The 18807-nt window shown below is 42.8% G+C and carries 14 protein-coding genes and 1 other RNA gene; 6 read left to right on the top strand and 9 right to left on the bottom strand.

Features of this window, described 5'->3' with window-relative positions; translation table 11 throughout:
• Positions 1-143: 143 nt before the first annotated feature.
• From F0145_RS14170 to F0145_RS14160, 3 genes are all read left to right on the top strand, one after another.
• Positions 144-1280 (top strand): PAS domain-containing sensor histidine kinase, encoded by a 1137-nt coding sequence (locus tag F0145_RS14170; RefSeq protein ID WP_317133179.1) that lies wholly within the window; start codon positions 144-146, stop codon positions 1278-1280.
• Positions 1281-1650: 370 nt separating this feature from the next.
• On the top strand, positions 1651-2493 hold the full coding sequence (locus F0145_RS14165) for a sugar phosphate isomerase/epimerase family protein (protein WP_150089070.1): 843 nt from the start codon (positions 1651-1653) through the stop codon (positions 2491-2493).
• Positions 2494-2753: 260 nt separating this feature from the next.
• Entirely contained in the window at positions 2754-4070 is a 1317-nt protein-coding gene (locus tag F0145_RS14160; protein ID WP_150089069.1) for an MFS transporter, read from the top strand.
• 63 nt (positions 4071-4133) lie between these two features.
• Here F0145_RS14160 and F0145_RS14155 read toward each other — a convergent pair whose 3' ends face one another.
• Complete coding sequence (locus F0145_RS14155; protein WP_150089068.1) at positions 4134-5783, bottom strand: amidohydrolase; 1650 nt, start codon at positions 5781-5783, stop codon at positions 4134-4136.
• Entirely contained in the window at positions 5776-6549 is a 774-nt protein-coding gene (locus F0145_RS14150) for an AMP nucleosidase (RefSeq protein ID WP_150089067.1), read from the bottom strand. The genes F0145_RS14155 and F0145_RS14150 overlap by 8 nt, the downstream gene beginning before the upstream one ends.
• A gap of 70 nt (positions 6550-6619) precedes the next feature.
• On the opposite strand from F0145_RS14150, the gene F0145_RS14145 reads away from it, so the two are divergent.
• Complete coding sequence (locus F0145_RS14145) at positions 6620-7081, top strand: type I restriction enzyme HsdR N-terminal domain-containing protein (protein WP_150089066.1); 462 nt, start codon at positions 6620-6622, stop codon at positions 7079-7081.
• Between the two features lie 4 nt (positions 7082-7085).
• Here F0145_RS14145 and F0145_RS14140 read toward each other — a convergent pair whose 3' ends face one another.
• The 3 genes from F0145_RS14140 to F0145_RS14130 all read right to left on the bottom strand — a co-directional run bounded on the left by F0145_RS14140 (position 7086) and on the right by F0145_RS14130 (position 11317).
• Complete coding sequence (locus F0145_RS14140; protein ID WP_150089065.1) at positions 7086-9005, bottom strand: LTA synthase family protein; 1920 nt, start codon at positions 9003-9005, stop codon at positions 7086-7088.
• 113 nt (positions 9006-9118) lie between these two features.
• Positions 9119-10243: an alanine dehydrogenase gene (gene ald, locus F0145_RS14135; RefSeq protein ID WP_150089064.1), complete on the bottom strand. Its 1125-nt coding sequence runs from the start codon at positions 10241-10243 to the stop codon at positions 9119-9121.
• Positions 10244-10531: 288 nt separating this feature from the next.
• Entirely contained in the window at positions 10532-11317 is a 786-nt protein-coding gene (locus F0145_RS14130) for a DUF1573 domain-containing protein (protein WP_150089063.1), read from the bottom strand.
• A 178-nt stretch (positions 11318-11495) separates the two neighbouring features.
• On the opposite strand from F0145_RS14130, the gene F0145_RS14125 reads away from it, so the two are divergent.
• Complete coding sequence (locus F0145_RS14125; RefSeq protein ID WP_150089062.1) at positions 11496-13910, top strand: alpha-ketoacid dehydrogenase subunit alpha/beta; 2415 nt, start codon at positions 11496-11498, stop codon at positions 13908-13910.
• A gap of 90 nt (positions 13911-14000) precedes the next feature.
• Here F0145_RS14125 and F0145_RS14120 read toward each other — a convergent pair whose 3' ends face one another.
• Positions 14001-14528, bottom strand: coding sequence for a hypothetical protein (locus F0145_RS14120; RefSeq protein WP_150089061.1), 528 nt, complete (start codon positions 14526-14528; stop codon positions 14001-14003).
• Positions 14529-14603: 75 nt separating this feature from the next.
• Here F0145_RS14120 and F0145_RS14115 point away from each other — a divergent pair, with 75 nt between their 5' ends.
• Positions 14604-15596 carry a long-chain-fatty-acid--protein ligase gene (locus tag F0145_RS14115; protein ID WP_150089060.1) on the top strand — a complete coding sequence of 331 codons (993 nt, stop codon included), beginning with the start codon at positions 14604-14606 and terminating at the stop codon, positions 15594-15596.
• Positions 15597-15844: 248 nt separating this feature from the next.
• On the opposite strand, the gene F0145_RS14110 is transcribed toward F0145_RS14115, so the two are convergent.
• The 3 genes from F0145_RS14110 to F0145_RS14100 all read right to left on the bottom strand — a co-directional run bounded on the left by F0145_RS14110 (position 15845) and on the right by F0145_RS14100 (position 18661).
• Entirely contained in the window at positions 15845-17011 is a 1167-nt protein-coding gene (locus F0145_RS14110; RefSeq protein WP_150089059.1) for a sigma-54-dependent transcriptional regulator, read from the bottom strand.
• 131 nt (positions 17012-17142) lie between these two features.
• An RNA gene (gene rnpB / locus F0145_RS14105) (RNase P RNA component class A) lies at positions 17143-17602 on the bottom strand.
• A gap of 93 nt (positions 17603-17695) precedes the next feature.
• Entirely contained in the window at positions 17696-18661 is a 966-nt protein-coding gene (locus tag F0145_RS14100) for a Smr/MutS family protein (RefSeq protein WP_150089058.1), read from the bottom strand.
• Positions 18662-18807: the final 146 nt, after the last annotated feature.

Raw genomic sequence — 18807 nt, 5'->3', positions numbered from 1 at the left:
TTTTTAAATCCAAGTAATTAAAATATTCTAATTTTGGTCTAACAAATTGCGATGGAAAACCTAAACGATAAAATCAAGACTAATGCTGACCAGATCCGGCAGTTAGAAGCGGAAAACCGTTTGCTGGGCGAAGAGAATCAGCAATTGCGGGCCGAGAAACACCTGACCTAGATAAACTGCAACAACAGCAAATTATTGAACAAAGATATCAAGAAAGCCAATCCCGCTTCCAGGCTATCTTTTATCAATCTAAACTGGGCAAGAAAATCATTGGCCCAGATTTAAAGATTCTGCAAATCAATTCAGCCTTACTTTTTACTTTAGGTTATACCGAACAGGAAATGGTGGGGACCAGAATTATGAAATATGCCCATCCTGATTTTGTGCACCACTGGCAAGAGTTACAAGAAAGCCTGTGGAACAAACAAATACCTTCTTTTCAGATAGAAACCTGCCTGTTGAAAAAAGACGGTACTGTTCTGTGGTGCCAGGTAACCTCCATCCTTATCCTAGACCAGAATACCAAACTTGGCTACACCATTGTAGAAGATATTAACCTGCGGAAAAGATTAGAACAAAAACTACAAAAGCTCTATGATAACCAGGAAACTATCATGCATATGATAGTCCATGATTTGAAAAACTACTTGTTAAATATTAAGTTGTTGAATGAGTTGCTGCAAGAGAATCTGGTCCATCTGCCCGCCCCAGACAAGGAGGGGAACCTTACTATTATTCGGAAATCATTCGATAACTATGCTAAAGCTTATGCCTTGGTAGAAGATATCCTGCTCATTGGGAGATTAGATTTACCGGCTGAAGAAACGTTTGAAAAAACAGACCTGAATATTTATATTCCGGAGCACCTCAAAAGCATCAGCTTAGAGGCTGAAAAGAAAAAGATACAGATTAATTTCCAGCATTCAGCAGAACCGGTGTATGCCGCCATCATTGCGCTTAAATTTAGCCGTCTCTTGGAAAACCTGCTGACGAATGCTGTAAAATTTACCCCTAGTGGCGGGCAAGTAACCATATCTGTGAAGAATATAGATAAGAAGGCCCTTTTACAAGTGAGCGATACAGGCATTGGGATTCCGCTGCATTTGCAGAAGAATATGTTTCAAAAGTTTACCAAAGCGAACCGCGTGGGGACAGCAGGAGAAAGCACCACAGGTTTAGGGCTTTACATTGTAAAACAGATTGTAGAGAAACATAAAGGTAAAATCTGGGTGGAAAGTCAGGAAAATGCCGGTACTAGCTTTTTTATTCAACTGAATTAATCTCAACTCACCAGATGCATAAGTAAGTTTATGTTAACCAAGATAATTCTTTCAGTTAGCTCCCTTCCAAATCGCTTATACTTTCCTGCTTATAAGACCAACTATTTCTTACTGTAATAAGCATACCAGCCAATTATACAGCTGCTAATATATCGAACGCAGGTTTATAGTTTTCTACGGAAGACGATATACATCTGTAGAAAATAAAGCTTTTATTAACTTATTCTTAAATCTACTATTCAGGTGCTTGCACAATTTAATTTAATATATTCAAAAATTTATTAAGTTTAACACCGGTTGGTTACTAGCTTAATCCAGCCGGTTTAACATCACACTAATATTATCCACCTAAATAATTTAAATCGCACACATGTCTCTTTCCCGAAAAGATTTTATGAAAGTAGCGGGCTTAGGTTTAGCCGCCGGACTGGTACCTGCTGCCACTGTTTCTGCTTTTGCCCAGGCAACTCCGGCTAAAAATTTACCTATTCCGTTGGGGCTGGCCTCTTATACCATGCACAAGTTTTCGCTCGATGATACCTTAAAATATTCTAAGCGAATTGGTCTGACGCATATTGCGCTAAAAGATGTGCATTTGCCCCTGACCAGCACGCCCGAACAAATAAGCGAAGCGGTTGCCAAAGTAAAAGCCGCCGGTTTAAATTTATACGGGGCCGGGGTAATTTACATGAAATCGGAGGAAGAAGTAAAGCGCGCTTTTAACTACGCAAAATTAATGGGTATCCAAACCATTATTGGCGTACCTAATTACGAATTGCTGCCCCTGGTAGATAAGTTGGTAAAAGAGCAAAACATTAAATTAGCTATTCATAATCATGGTCCCGGCGACAAAGTTTACCCGAGCCCCGATACTGTGTACGAGCGCATAAAATCTTTTGACAAGCGCATTGGGTTATGCATCGATATTGGGCATACCGTGCGGATTGGCCAGGACCCGGCTAAAATGGCCCAGAAATACGCCGATAGGTTGTATGATGTACACCTTAAAGATGTAACCGGCAACACTGGCAAAGATTCTCCGCTGGAGATAGGCCGCGGAGTCATAGATATTCCGGGTTTTCTCCGGACTTTAGTTAAAATAAAATACCAGGGCGTTTTGGGATTAGAGTACGAAAAAGATGCCAATGATCCAGTTCCAGGCCTCGCCGAATCGGTTGGTTATACCAGAGGTGTTTTCCGTATGCTGGCGTAAAAAGCTGAAAATAGAATATTAATAAAGGCCGGGTTTGCCCGGTTTTTTTGTTTTAGTAAGTATTGCAATAATTTTTATAAATACTTAAAGGTAAATATACTATTTAAAAAGGTGTTGTCAGTTTATAAATGTATTAATATGAAGCAGTTAGCTGATTTTAGCTTAGTGCTGATAGCTGGAAATTATTCCGGAAAGCTGATAAAATTAATTTGGGCAGCGCGTTATTATGAATATCTTTAAGCAATAAAAAGCCATTATGCATGGAAAAGAATAACCCTAAAATAACACGTGCCTGGTGTTTCTACGATTGGGCCAATTCGGTTCATTCACTGGTAATTATATCTACCATATTCCCGATTTACTACGGGGCAGTAGCCCAGCAGCCCGATGGCACCAACATGGTTAATTTTTTAGGCTGGCACCTCGATTCTTCCGTGCTTTTTTCTTATTGTATTTCGTTTTCGTACCTGGTAATTGCTTTAATTAATCCGTTGTTAACCGCTATCGCCGACTATAGTGGCCGCAAAAAAATGTTTTTGCAAATATTCTGTTACCTGGGTTCTATTTCTTGCGCCGGGTTATTTTTCTTTACCCGCGAAACCTTTACCACTTCTATGTTTTTGTTTATGCTGTCGGCGATGGGCTGGACCGGCAGTATTGTTTTTTACAACTCTTACTTACCCGATATTGCCACCGAAGACCAGTTTGATAAGTTAAGTGCCCGTGGTTTTGCCATCGGTTATTTGGGTAGCGTGCTTTTATTAATTTTTAATCTTGCTTTGGTATTGCAACCGGCTTTGTTTGGCCTAGACCCCGCAAATACGAGTTTGCCGCCCCGCATTGCTTTTTTAACTACCGGCATCTGGTGGTTTGGTTTTGCGCATTATACTTTATATTACTTACCTAAATATACCCATCGCAAGCCCCGTACGGGCAGTTGGTTGCTCAACGGTTTTAAAGAATTAAAGAATGTTTTGGGACAGGTGCAGCAGATGGCGCTTTTAAAGCGGTTTCTGTTATCGTTTTTCTTTTACAGCATGGGTGTACAAACCGTTATGTACGTGGCTACCGTTTTCGGCGACAAAGAACTGCACCTGGAAGCAAGTAAATTAATATTAACTATTCTGATTTTGCAGTTGGTAGCCATTGCGGGGGCTTATGGTTTTGCCCGGCTTTCCGGTAAAATCGGCAATTTTAAAACCTTATTGGTAGCCGTGGTAATTTGGGTGGGTATATGCCTGGGAGCTTATTTTGTTTATACCGAATATGCTTTTTACTTGCTGGCAGCGGTGGTTGGTTTAGTAATGGGTGGCATACAATCTATGTCACGGTCTACTTACAGCAAGCTTATTCCGGCCCATACAACCGATACAGCTTCTTTTTTCAGTTTTTATGATATTACCGAAAAGCTGGCCATTATTTTAGGTACTTTTTCTTACGGCGCTATTGCCCAGGTAACCGGTTCGATGCGGAATAGTGTGCTGGCTTTAATGATATTCTTTATTCTGGGATTAATTTGCCTGTTAACCATTAAAGAACAAAAAACCGAAAGCCAGGAAAAATTATTGGCGGCTTAAAACTAGAATAATTTTAAGCCGCCGGAACACACCTATAAATCTCGGTGATGGGTTTCACATTCATTATTTCGGCTGATAAACTACTTCGCCGTTAGGATAGGTCGCTAAAACTTTTGTATTTCTGATGGCAGATAAATCAGCCGTAATAATATCCTGGCTCAGAATTACGAAATCGGCATATTTATTTCTTTCGATGCTGCCTTTTTCTTTTTCTTCGAAGTTGGCGTAAGCGGCCCAGCGGGTCATGCCATACAGCGCCTGCACCCGGGTAAGTGCATTATTTTTCTGAAAACCGCCAGCTGGGTAATTTTTAGCATCCTGCCGGGCCACTGCCGCATGAAAGCCATACAGAGGGTTTATCGCTTCTACCGGAAAATCACTGCCTAATGCCAAAAAACCATTTTGTTTAAGTAAATATTTGTACGCGTAAGCATGGGCAATGCGTTCCGGACCCAAGCGATCAGCGGCCCAGTACATATCGGAAGTGGCGTGGGTGGGCTGCACCGACGGAATAATATTATACCTACCAAATTTTGGCACATCGGTGGGGTTAACAACCTGGGCGTGTTCAATGCGCCACCGCTTGTTATTTTTACCTTTTAGTACCTCGCCATAAATATTCAGCATTAGCCGGTTCGCCGAGTCGCCAATGGCATGGGTGTTCATCTGGAAACCCAGTTGATTTAATTGTTTGGCAAGTTGGCGGTAATATTCCTGGTTTTGCAGTAAAAAGCCGGTTTGGTTGGGCTGGTCGTGGTACGGGTGCAACAAGCAAGCGCCTCTGGAACCCAAAGCCCCATCGGCATAAACTTTAAATGACCGTACATTTAAGTAAGGCGAGTGGTAAGGGCCGTTTTTAAAGTAATAATTTTTGTTTTCTTCCGAAGGGCTCAGCATGGCATAAATGCGCATTTTTAAAGCTTTTGCTTTTTGCAGCGAATCTATTAAATCTATTACGGGCTTTTCCAAGCCGGCATCTACCACACTAGTTAAACCTACGGCAAAGCATTTTTCCTGGGCAGCCAGTAAAACCTTGGCCAGTTCAGAAGTTTGCATAGGTGGTATTTTTCTAGCTACCAATTCTTCGGCATTATCTATTAATATACCCGTGAGGCGGCCATTTACTTTCTGAATTATGCCGCCCGAAACAGTTGTAGCGGGCGTTACCTGGGCTAATGCTAAAGCTTTGGCATTAACCAGCGCCGCGTGCCCGTCTATGCGGGTAATTAAAACCGGTAACTCGGGGAATAATTGGTTAAGGGTATCGTTGGTCGGGAAATCTTTTACCGGCCAGTCGTTCTGGTCCCAGCCGCGGCCCAACAACCAAGGTGCCGCCGGATATTTTTTACGATGGGCAACTAACCGCTGTACTACTTCGGCAAACGATTTTGTACCTACTAAATCGGCCTGCATTAAATTTTGCGCATATCCCACAAAATGAGCATGGGCATCAATAAAGCCCGGGTACACGGGCTTACCTTTTAAATCTAATTCCCGTCGGGCTTTGTACTTGGTCCGGATAAAAGAAGAACCGCCTACTTCCAGGAATTTACCGTCTTTAATGGCAAATGCTTCAACTACCGTCGAGTCCATATCGGCGGTGTATACCTTTGCATTGTAAATGAGCAGATCAGCGGGTTCAGGTTCCCGGCAACTGGTAAACCCTAAAAAGCAGCCCCAACCAAAAGTTAGCAGCAACCGGTTTTTACTCATACCGCAGGTGCTTAACCGATTCGCCGGAATCGCGCAACTCAATCATAGCATCGATGCCAATATTTAAATGCTTTTCTACGTAATTAGACGTAACCTTTAAATCGCTTTCGGCTGTTTTTACGCCGTCGGGTGTCATGGGGCTATCCGAAACCAGCAACAAAGCACCGTGCGGAATATTATTCATGAAGCCTACTACAAAAATGGTAGCGGTTTCCATATCAATGCCCAGGGCCCTCACTTTGCGCAAATATTCTTTAAACTCGTCGTCGTGTTCCCAAACGCGCCGGTTAGTGGTATAAACGGTGCCGGTCCAGTAATCGAGTTCGTATTTTTTAATCATCGAAGAAACCGCGCGTTGTAAACGGAAGGAGGGTAGCGCCGGAATTTCGGGGGGCAAGTAGTCGTCGGATGTACCTTCGCCGCGAATGGCCGCAATGGGCAGAATAATATCGCCTACTTTTACTTTGTCTTTTAAGCCACCGCACTTACCTAAAAATAAAGCCGCTTTCGGTTTTACCGCCGATAATAAATCCATTACGGTTGCGGCCATGGCGCTACCCATACCAAAATTAATAATGGTAATATTCTCAGCAGTGGCTGTTTGCATGGGTTTATCTATTCCTTTAATAGGTGTGTTGTAACGCTCTGAAAAAGAGGTTAAATAATTTTGAAAATTAGTAAGTAAAATATACTCGCCAAATTCTTTTAAAGGCGTACCCGTATAACGGGGAAGCCAGTTTTTAACAATATCGTCTTTCGATTTCATGTATATTTAATGTGTTGTTTTAGCCTAAATACTAAGTTGGCCTTAAATTTCTTTTGTTTAATTTTAAAAAATGCAGCAGCTTAACTTACCCGCTTACGATTACAAACTTAAAAATTCTGCCGGCACCAGCCTCATTTTTGATGCTATTCGCCGGAAGTACGTAACCTTAACGCCCGAAGAATGGGTGCGGCAGCATTTTATTAATTATTTAATTGCTTACCTGCATTACCCCAAAAGTTTGCTGGCCGTTGAACGCGGAACTACCTACAACCAATTAGCCAAAAGAACAGATTTGTGCGTGTACGGCACCCATGGCCGGCCAGTTATGCTGGTAGAGTGCAAAGCAGCGCAAGTACCAATTTCGGCGGCCACCGTAAAACAGGCCAGTTTATATAACCAGCAAGTGAAAGCCCGCTACGTAGTGTTAACCAATGGTTTAGAGCATTATTGCTGGGAGGTTGATTTCGTAACCCGACAATACCTGCCGCTTTCTCAGATTCCGCTATTTACGGCATTAGAAAATAATAGCTGAATATTTATTTGGTCGGCAGTTTAGAAGGAATCCAGTAATAAAAATTATTCTGGATTAACCCGTTCCGGAAATATTGCAAATAAGCTTTTAGTTCGCTGGTATATTGTTGTTTAACCTTTTCAGGTACTACTTTTACCGGTTTTAAGCCGGGTAGGTTGTACTGGTAAAATTTAACCTTATCGTTTGGTAAAAGCTGGGTAATATAATCCTGGTGCAGGAGGGTAGCAACCCCTTCGAGGTAAAACAGCGCTTTGCCGGTGGTCGCCGAGTCCAGGAGCGAGTGCCCGAAAGGCAATAATTTATTTGTTGGTACTTGCAGATAATCTACCAGGGTAGGCAAAATATCGGCGTGCTGGGTAATTTTCCCCGTATTATAATCCGGAAATTTTTTGGTAGGATGATAAAAAAGCAAAGGTACTTTGTGCATGCCCACTATATTTTTATAGCCTTTTACCTTGCTTTTATGAGTATGATCGCCGGTTAACACAAACAAGGTATTGGAGTACCAGGGCTGTTTAGCCGCCGCTTTAAAAAATTGCTGCAACGCAAAATCGGTGTAGCCAATGGTTTCGTGTATGGGTAAAGAACCTTTCGGAAACTTTCCGCGGTATTCTTCGGGTACGAAAAAAGGATCGTGGGAACTTAAGGTAAAAACGGTAGCGGCAAATGGCGCTTTTTGCCGGGTTAGTTGTTTAACCACGTACTGCAGATAAGGCTCATCTACAATGCCCCATAAACCATCATAATCTTTTTCTTTCTGCGCTTCCGGATATTCGTTTAAACCGTAGTAATATTGAATGCCAATGGTTTTGGTAAAGGCGTTAAAACCCATGGTGCCGTTGGCTGCCCCGTGAAAAAATGAAGTGGTATAACCGGCCGGGTTTAAAATATTGCCCAGCCCAAATAATTTGTTCGATTCGTACACCGACGAAATATAAGGATCATCCATGAGGGAGGGCAGCCCGGCCAGAATAGAAGGCAAAGCCAGTATAGAGCGTTTGCCATTGGCGTAGTTATGCCGGAATAAAGTGCCCTGGGTCGCCAGCGAATCGAAAAAAGGTGTAAAGCCTTTGCCCTTATTTTCGTAGCCAATGTACTCAGAAGCAAAGCTTTCCAGAATAATGATTACTACATTTTCGGGGGTGGCAGGGAGCGTATTCTGCTGGTATTGGGTTGGGTTAAAGTTTAAGTGCCGGGCAACTGCCGCCTGGTCTTTAAAATAGCGGAAAGGCTCCAGCGGGGCATTATTTAAGCTGCGCAAGAAAGTAAAAGAACTGTTTAGGGCCAGGTTCCCCAAAATGGCCGGCTCCTGTACAAAAGCATGACTTACCCGCAAAGGCTTGTATTGCGTACCGCCCCGGATGCCCAATGTGCACAGTACAGCTAAAAACAATATTCCAAATATTCTTTGCAGATCCCAATTAACGGCTACTTGCGTTTTATTTGATTGTTGCGTCGGGTATAATTGGTATAAAATGATTCCCAGCAGGAAAGTAAAAAAAATAAAATACCAATAATCAACAACTAAATGGCCCGCTTGGTCAGCAATATCCTGGGTAATAATTAAGAGTTCGTTGGAAGTACGGCGGCCAATAAATTTGAAATATTCAATGTCAATTAAATTCACAAAGAAAAAAAGCGTGTTTACCAGCACAAACAGCCAGCGTAAAAAATGCTGGTAATTTTTCTTCTGTATAAATGCACTATTCGGGAAAACCGAAAGCGCAATAAATGGTAAATTAATGGTTAGCAAGGCTGCCACATCGAAGCGCAAGCCATGCAGAAAAGCCAGTAATATTTGCGCCGGCGGAGCCGCTTCAAAAATATCCTGATTAAAAAAATAAAAGGCAAAACGCAGCCCCAGGTAAAAGAGCAATAAAAGACTTAACCGCTGCAGCGTAATTTTTAGAGAGTAATGAAACATGCAAACCTGTATCCGGAGGAGTACAATAAAGAAAATTAGTGCGACAATACAGAACAAAAGCCTTTCTTAAATTAAAAGAAAGGCTTTTGCAAAAGTACGGAAAGATATAAAGTTTATAAAGCCGCGGCCAGTACTTCGTTTACATCGGTTACCTTCAGGTTCCAGGCATCCGCTACGCCCTTGTATACCACTTCGCCTTTCACCACGTTTAAGCCCCGTTTTAATTCTTCGTTAAACAGGCAGGCACCTTTCCAGCCTTTGTTAGCCACCTGAATAACGTAAGGCAGCGTCGCATTGGTTAGTGCCAGGGTAGAAGTATAAGGCACCGCGCCCGGCATATTGGCCACACAATAATGAACCACCTCATCTATTACAAAAATAGGATCTTCGTGGGTGGTAGGTTTGCAGGTTTCAATGCAGCCGCCCTGGTCCACGGCAACGTCTACCATTACGGTGCCGGGGCGCATCTCTTTCAGCATGTCGCGGGTAATCAGGTGCGGAGCCTTAGCTCCCGGAATTAATACAGCCCCAATAATTAAATCGGCGGTTTTAATGGCTTCCCGTATGTTGTAAGTGTTCGACATTTGGGTATCTACATTAGCCGGCATTATATCATCGAGTTCGCGCAACCGGGTCAGGTTAATATCCATAATGGTAACATGGGCACCTAAACCAGCGGCAATTTTAGCCGCCTGCGTGCCAACCACGCCGCCGCCTAATATTAAAACATTAGCGGGTTTAACGCCCGGTACGCCACCCAATAAAATACCCCGACCCTGCATAGGTTTCTCCAGGTATTTAGCACCTTCTTGCGGAGCCATGCGACCTGCTACCTCCGACATAGGAATAAGCAAGGGCAAACTGCGGTCGTTTTTCTCAACTGTTTCGTAGGCCAGGCAAATGGCTTTTCGCGCTATCATGGCTTGGGTTAATTCTTCCGATGAAGCAAAATGGAAATAAGTAAAAAGAAGCTGATCTTCTTTTATCATGGAATATTCGGGCGCAATGGGTTCTTTCACCTTTACTATCATCTCGGCCTGGGCATATACAGCTTCTATAGCAGGTAAAATGGTTGCCCCGGCAGCTTCGTATTCGGTATCTTTAAAGCCACTGCCTAAGCCCGCCGAGGCTTGCACGTATATGGTATGGCCGTATTTTTTTAATTCTGATACGCCGCTTGGGGTAAGCGCAACGCGGTTTTCATTATTTTTTATTTCTTTGGGAAGTCCTATTATCATTAATATAAATGGTTAATCTTTTAACGGACGGCAAATATACTATTGCTTACGCATAATAATCAGATTATGATATCTGATAAGACTAAATAGCAACCTGATTTTTTATTTAGACAGATATTGTAATTGTAATATTATAAAAAATAATATTTAATGCCGGCGGTTTAGAAATCAGGAAATATTAAAAAGTGCCTCCGTAGATTAGGGTGGCAGAAAATTAGGGTAGGGATAAAATAAAAAAAGGCAGCGATATCATCACTGCCATTAGTCAAAATAAAACTATGAAAAAATCTATTTAAATGGAACAGCGGCGCTGTTCTCCTTTAATACACTTTGCGTAGCTAAACTCTGTACTACTTTCGCCTTTAAATTAAAAGATAATTCCGGCGATACAACATCGTTAGATGAGAATTTTACTACTTCTGTTTGATCTCCTAACACACGTGGAATATAAGTTAGTTCCACAATTCCTTCAGTTCCGGGCTTTATTTTTGGAGTTAAAGATTTATAGGTAATACAGTTGCAAGCCGACTGAATACCTTCGATAACTAAATCGTTTTTACCGGTATTTTTAACAGTAACCTTGGTAACCGCTTTTTGTCCGCTTTCTAACTTGCCAAAATTATGCGCATCTTTGGTAAGGGTAGCACGCGGCGACTGGGCTTTTTGCGCGGGTGTTAAAGAGGCTTTCAGTTCCGCTTTATCTACCACCGTTCCTTTTATGTATAAAACCTGGGTGCCGTTAGTTCCGTTTGAAGTAACAGTAATGCTCTTGTTAAAAGCACCCATGGCCGCTGCGTTGTAAGAGGCTTTTATAAAACCAGATTTACCAGGCAGCACGGGCGTATTAGTCCACTCGGGGGTAGTACAACCGCAAGAAGCTTGCACATTTGAAATTACAACAGGGGCAGTACCGGTATTTTTAAATTTGAATTGATACGATACGGGAACGCCTTGCGCTACTTTACCAAAATCATGCGTTTCATTCTCGAACTTAAGTGTTCCTTGGGCATAAAGCTGGTGAGCCATTGTAACAAAACAAAAGCATATCAGGAAAAGTATTGATTTCGTTTTCATTCCGAAAGACTTAAAGTTTTAAACTTGTGTACACACAAATATAAATAAAAAAGATAAAAAACAAGTTCAATTTTGAAGCATATTTTATCTGAAAAAAGCCAAAAAAGTAGCTAATTTGATAAACTGAACCTTTTCCTTAATATTGTATATATTTTACCCAAGATACTTATAGAACAACATGCACATAGAACAACTGGTAAGAACGGAAAAGCTTAGCAGAGAAGAGATTTTAAAAGATTACCGGATTGCCTGCGAAAGCCGGCAGGCCAGCCTGGTCGGACGCAAAGAAGTGTTTATGGGCAAGGCCAAGTTCGGAATCTTTGGCGACGGGAAAGAAGTGGCACAGTTGGCTATGGCTCGTTTTTTTCAGCCCGGCGATCACCGTTCGGGTTATTACCGCGACCAAACGTTCATGTTTGCGATTGGCGAGTTAACCTTGCAGCAGTTTTTTGCCCAATTATATGCCCACGCCGACGAAAAATACGAACCGGCTACCGCTGGCCGTTGCATGACCGGGCATTTTGGCACCCGCTTACTCGACGAAGACGGTAACTGGAAAAACCAGGTTAACAGTAAAAACTCCAGTGCCGATATTTCCCCAACGGCTGCGCAAATGCCTCGGCTGGTAGGCCTGGCGTATGCTTCTAAACTTTACCGCCATAACCCGGACTTAAAACACCTGGACCAATTTTCGGTTAATGGAAACGAGGTAGCTTTTGGTACTATTGGCAATGCTTCTACTTCCGAAGGGCCGTTTTTTGAGGCAATAAATGCCGCCGGCGTGTTGCAGATTCCCATGCTGGTTTCGGTTTGGGACGATGGTTACGGCATTTCGGTTCCATCGGAATATCAGACTACCAAAGGCAGTATTTCTGATGCATTAGCGGGTTTTCAGCGCAACAGCAAAGGCGAACAAGGGTACGAAATATTTAAAGTAAAGGGCTGGGATTACGCGGGTTTGCTGGAGGTTTATGCCAAAGCCGTACCATTGTGCCGCGAAGAACATGTGCCGGTTTTAATACATGTAGAAGAAATGACACAGCCGCAAGGCCATTCTACTTCGGGGTCGCATGAACGGTATAAATCAAAAGAACGCCTGCAGTGGGAAGAAGAATACGACTGCATTAAAAAAATGCGGGAATGGATTCTGGCCAATGAATATGCCACTTCCGATGCCCTGAATGCGCTGGAAAACGAAGCGAAAGAAACCGTGCGCTTAGCTCGCAACGAAGCCTGGGCCGCTTACATTGGCGAAATAAAAGCCGACCAGGAAGAAGCTTTAGTTTTGCTGGAACAGGTTATTGCCCATACTACCAGCGGAAACGCTGGTAAAATTACCGATATTGTGCTGGAACTACGCAAAACCATAACGCCCAACCGGTACGATGCTATTAAAGCCGTTAAAAAAGCGCTGCGGTTTATTCGTAACGATAAAAACCAAGCCAAAAGAGATTTAAATGGCTGGGTAGAAAAAGTAACCGGCGAAAATGCCGACCGCTATAATTCCTATGTAATCAGTCAATCTGAAGAATCGCCGTTGCTGGTGCCCGAAGTGAAGCCCGAATATACGCCCGATAGCCCCTTGGTAGACGGTCGGGAAGTATTGCAGGCTTGTTTTGATGCTGCCCTGGCGCGCGATCCGCGCATATTTGCCATTGGCGAAGATGTTGGTAAAATTGGTGATGTAAACCAGGCTTTTGCTGGCCTGCAGGATAAATATGGCGAGTGGCGTGTTACCGATACCGGCATCCGGGAGTGTACCATTGTGGGGCAGGGAATTGGTGCTGCCTTACGCGGCCTTCGGCCAATTACCGAAATCCAGTACCTGGATTATTTATTGTATGCCATTCAAATATTATCCGATGATTTAGCTTGTTTGCAGTACCGGACCAAGGGTGGCCAAAAAGCACCGGTTATTGTCCGGACGCGCGGCCACCGGCTGGAAGGGGTATGGCACTCTGGCTCGCAGATTGCCCTTTGCCTAAGTACTTTGCGCGGCATGCACATTGTAGTACCCCGCGATATGACCCAGGCGGCCGGTTTTTATAATACGTTGTTTAAAGGCGATGATCCCGCTTTAGTAATCGAAAGTTTAAACGGCTATCGTTTAAAAGAGCGGCTCCCGGTTAACGTTGGCGAGTTCACGGTTCCGCTGGGCGTACCCGAAATTTTAAAATCCGGTGCAGATATTACCATAGTTACTTATGGCTCTATGTGCCGGGTAGTAATGGAAGCCGCCCGACAACTCGAAGAATTTGATATTCACTGCGAAGTTATTGATGTTCAGACTTTATTGCCTTTTGATTTAAACCATTACATAACAGATTCTATCCGGAAAACCAACCGGGTAATATTTACCGATGAAGATGTACCGGGTGGTGGCACGGCCTTTATGATGCAGAAAGTATTAGAAGAACAGGAAGCTTACCATTGGCTCGATTCTCCGCCGCGCACTGTGCCAGCTCAGGAGCACCGGCCTTCTTATTCTTCTGATGGCGATTATTTTTCTAAACCAAACCCCGAAGATATTTTTGATGCGGTTTACGAAATAATGCACGAAGCCAATCCAGCTAAATATCCGGCTATTTATTAATAATTGCCCCAACTAATATTCTAATAACAGAGAAGGCCCCGCAATATTATTACGGGGCCTTCTCTGTTAGGTATAAGAATTATTTGATGCCTACTCTAAAACCTTAACTTCATTAGATTCTACGGTATTGCTTTCGCGTAAAGCCCGGTCGCGAACCCGAACCCGGAACTTTAAAATATCGCCCGTAGTAATTAAAGGGTTATCCCGTACCACAATGCTGTAGCGTAAGTCGCCTTCAATAGGGCCAACCCGGCCATCCGGGGCCAGCCGGAAAAAGCGGCCGTTAAAAGTAAAACCAGAAGGAAGTTGCAGCGTTCTAAAAACGCCATCTTTTTTAATTAAAATATCTACAAAGTAATTAATGTTATTATTACCCTCGTTAAATGGCGGCTGGCTAATATCTTCATTACTCAAACCCAAATCTCCGTCACCATCTTCAAAACGGGTAACCAATATCAAGGAGTCTTTTTTTACACCATTTTCCAGCGAAGACCACTTCTCCACATTTTTAAATTCCAGGCTTGGTTTATCGTCGTAATCCGGCGGATGCTGACAGGCATTCAGGACCAGCAGAACCCCTGAAAACAACAAGAGTTTAAGAAGGAGTAAACTTTTCATTCTATAAGAAAAAATTAAGGTAATTTTACTAAATCTAACGATTGACACCCGCAATTGTTATATGGTTATTTTAGAATGTTAACGAATTCTTTTTTTAAAAGTGCGCTACGGCAATTAACCCCGGCTAATTGGGAAAAACATGCTTTGGCTTTATTCCAATACCAGGCCGAACATAACCCGGTTTACCGGCAATATATCTATTTACGCGGAATTGACCCCAGCCAGGTAACAGAAATAAATCAGATTCCTTTTCTGCCGATTGAATTATTTAAAACCCATCGCATTGTTACCGGTGAATTTACCTCAAAAATAATTTACCAGAGCAGCGGCACAACCCAGCAAACGCGCAGCAAGCATTATTTACCCGACGATATTTTTTATAAGCAGCACGCCGCTAACATTTTCGAAACTTATTACGGGCCGCTGACCGATTATATATTTCTGGCCTTATTGCCCTCTTACCTGGAGCAAGGCGAATCGTCGCTGGTGGCTATGGTAGATTATTTTGTTCAAAACTCGGGTCAGCAGGTGCCCGGCTTTTATTTGAACGATATTGCTTTATTGCTCCAGAATATTGAAGAAGCCCACAAAACCAAAAAGAAAATAATATTGCTAGGTGTAACTTACGCCTTACTAGATTTGGCCGAAACGATAACACCGGGAAGTTTACCCGATATTATTATTATGGAAACGGGCGGCATGAAAGGTCGGCGGCGGGAAATGGTACGGGCCGAACTGCACGAAATATTAAAGCTAGCTTTTGGGGTATCGGCTATTTATTCGGAATACGGCATGACCGAACTGTTGTCGCAGGCTTACTCCTTGGGAGAGGGAATATTTAAACCGGCATCTACCCTTAAAATATTGCTCCGGGATATGAACGACCCGCTTACCATTAATAACCAACTGAAAACCGGCGGCATAAACGTTATTGATTTAGCCAATGTAGATTCCTGCGCATTTTTAGAAACGAAAGACATTGGCAAACTTTACCCGGACGGCTCCTTTGAAGTACTAGGCCGCTTCGATAATTCAGATATTCGTGGTTGTAATTTAATGGTTGGTTAAAATAATGGACAATAAATATCTATAGCTGAAGCAAATATAAAAGAAGCCACCTTGTTTAAAGGTGGCTTCTTCATTATATATATCTATACCAGAAATATTATGCCATTATTATTTGGGTACTGCACTTACATTATTGTAGTCCTATTGAGCTTTTCGAAATAGCTGAATCTACTTTTACAATGCTGTAATAGATCCTTCGACAAGCTCAGGATGACCAATAATGTAACCGCAGTTTAATAATGGTATTATTAAGCAGTAGCGGGTAGGGCGAAGGTGCGGGCATCTTCTTCGGTAATATTATCATCGCTCATGATAACTAAACGTTCTACCACATTGCGCAATTGCCTAATATTGCCGCGCCAATCCAGGGTTTGCAGAAAAGTTAGGGCCGCCGGCGAAATGGTTTTGGGTTTATTGCCGTAATCGTTGGCAATATCCTGCAAAAATTTATTTACCAAATCCGGAATATCTTCGCGCCGTTCGTTTAGCGGCGGCACGTGAATTAAAATAACCCCTAGCCGGTGATATAAGTCCTCGCGGAAATTCCGGGCTTCTATTTCTTTAATTAAATCTTTGTTCGTAGCGGCCACCACGCGCACATCCACCGATATTTCTTTTTCGCCGCCAACCCGGGTAATTTTGTTTTCCTGTAAGGCGCGCAGCACTTTGGCCTGCGCCGATAAACTCATATCGCCGATTTCGTCTAAGAACAAAGTGCCGCCGTTGGCTTGCTCAAATTTGCCAATTCGTTGCTTTACCGCCGAAGTAAACGAACCCTTTTCGTGGCCGAACAATTCACTTTCGATTAATTCGCTGGGAATGGCCGCACAGTTTACCTCTACCAACGGACCAGTAGCCCGACTGCTTTGCTCGTGCAACATGCGGGCAACCATTTCTTTGCCGGCCCCATTGGGTCCGGTTATTAATACGCGGGCATCGGTTTTGGCTACTTTTTCAATGGCGCGGCGCACTTTTTCCAGCGCAGGCGAATTACCTACCATTTCGTAGTTCTTCGATATTTTTTTCTTCAGCTTTTTGGTTTCGGTAACCAGGTTTATTTTATCGATGGCGTTGCGAACTGTTATGAGCAGCCGGTTTAGATCGGGTGGCTTCTGTAAAAAGTCATAAGCTCCTTTTTTGGTGGCTTCTACGGCGGTATCGATGGTGCCGTGCGCCGATATCATAATAAAAGGCGTATCTGGTACAAATTCCATGGCTCGGTTCAACACTTCGAGGCCGTCTATTTTAGGCATTTTAATATCGCAAAGCACCACGTCGTATTTGGTTTTAGTTAATAAATCCAATCCAACTTCTCCGTTTTCGGCTTCGTCTACGGTATAACTTTCGTATTCAAGAATTTCCTTCAGGGTACTCCGGATGGCGCGTTCGTCGTCGATGATTAATATTTTGGGCATTTTATTTTAAATAGAAACGTAAGCGTACAAATTGAGAAAAATATTCCGATTAGACGTGTAAATACGCAAGAAGTTTAACCTAACAATGTTTTGGCGGTAATATAAGGCTGCAAACAGAAAGGAAAAAATAAAAATATAGCAAGCCTGTAAGCCGGGTTCTGTGTTGCAGCCATGCTGCAGCTCTTATCATTTATCTAGGCCAGGGCTCGCGCCAAGGCTCCATCAACCTACCCATCCCGACAAGCAGCCGAAGCTGCCAGGGAGCGAGCAACTCCACGTTCGGAACCTATTTGGTCTTTCAACTCCTAAGGTTTACCCAGCTACGCCGTCGCCGGACGTACTGGTGCGCTCTTACCGCACCTTTTCACCCTTACCTTATTTAATTAGAAATAAAAAAATTATGAATTATAAATTGGGTAATTTCTAATTTTGAATTTCTAATTCATAATTAAATAAGGCGGTAATTTTCTGTGGCACTGGCTGTATCTTTTCCGTTCCCCGAAAAGACCCTTCCCGTTAGGAAGTAGGATGCTCTGTGTTGCCCGGACTTTCCTCTCCGCCTTGCGGCGCAGCGATAAGACAGCTTGCTATATTCTTATGCAAAATTAACTAATATTTTCCGGTTTTGGTTCTTGTGCTTTTCTCCAAAAATTAATCCGGTTAGCTTAATCTGCTGTTGCCAATTTACTTAAGCCGCACCAGGGTAGCTCCGTAACCAAATTTTTCTTTACGGGCATCCTCGAAATATTTAATATTTTTATTCCGGCTCAGCAGTTTTTGTATTTCGTTGCGCAGCACGCCGTTGCCGGTGCCGTGTATAAATATTATTTCGTGCATATTGGCCGCCAGTGCCCGGTCCAGGTTATCCTGAAAAGTATTTAGTTGCAGCTTTAATATTTCGGAATTACTCATTTTGCTGAAATCCGCATTGGTTAGCTTTTCGATGTGCAAATCAATTTCGTGGGAAGGCGCTTTTAGGATGTAATTTTCACCCGTAGATTGCTCCGGCTCAGTAAGCTTATCCTGTAATTTCTTCAAATCCACTGCTTCGGGCTTCGCATCTACCTGAAATAAATATGCTTCTTTTTTTACCAGCGGCGCCATCTTTTTGCTTTTGTAGAACGAACTGGCTTTAAACCGAAACCGCTTTAAACCCGGTTCGAGCAAGGTTTTGGCGCTGGCCCGATGCTGTAAATATTGCAGTACCAAGGACGGCCATTTATCAAAATCGTTTAAATGCAGGTGGCTTACTACTTTAAATGATTTCTGATTTAATTTATCGTTAATAATGCCTTTGTATTCCTCTTTTTCTTCGCCGTAAGTAAACAGCAAATCATAATCAGAATTATTAATAATGGTAACTGCTAGCAGTTCCGGCGACTGGTGGGTGAGGGCCACGTAAATTCCCAAGCTGGCCGGAATGGGCTGGGTACCCGTAGTTGCTCTGGGGATAATGGTTTCGGGCGCAAAACCCGCATTATTTCCGAAAAATTTATCTTCTTCCGGAGCTACCACTACCACTTCGCGGCGTAAAACCGGAATCGTAAATTCATTATCTATGGCCACTTCTACCTGGTTATTATCCAGAAAGCGGGTAATTATTCCTTCTTCTTTGCCGTACAGCAAACGTACCCGGTCACCTATATTCATCTTGTTTAGCTTCTCTTTTAAATTTTTTAAATCTTTTGCTTAGAACAAAGTAGTTTTTTAAACCATTGTTAAAGCTTTTTTATAACGATTTATTCGGGCAAAAGTAATGGGTTAAAATTTATGTTCTGTAGTTTCTGTGGTTTTTA

Source organism: Adhaeribacter rhizoryzae (genome assembly GCF_008629685.1).
Lineage (GTDB): Bacteria > Bacteroidota > Bacteroidia > Cytophagales > Hymenobacteraceae > Adhaeribacter > Adhaeribacter rhizoryzae.
Note: the sequence above shows the minus strand (reverse complement) of the source record. Positions and strands in the feature narration are given on the sequence as shown.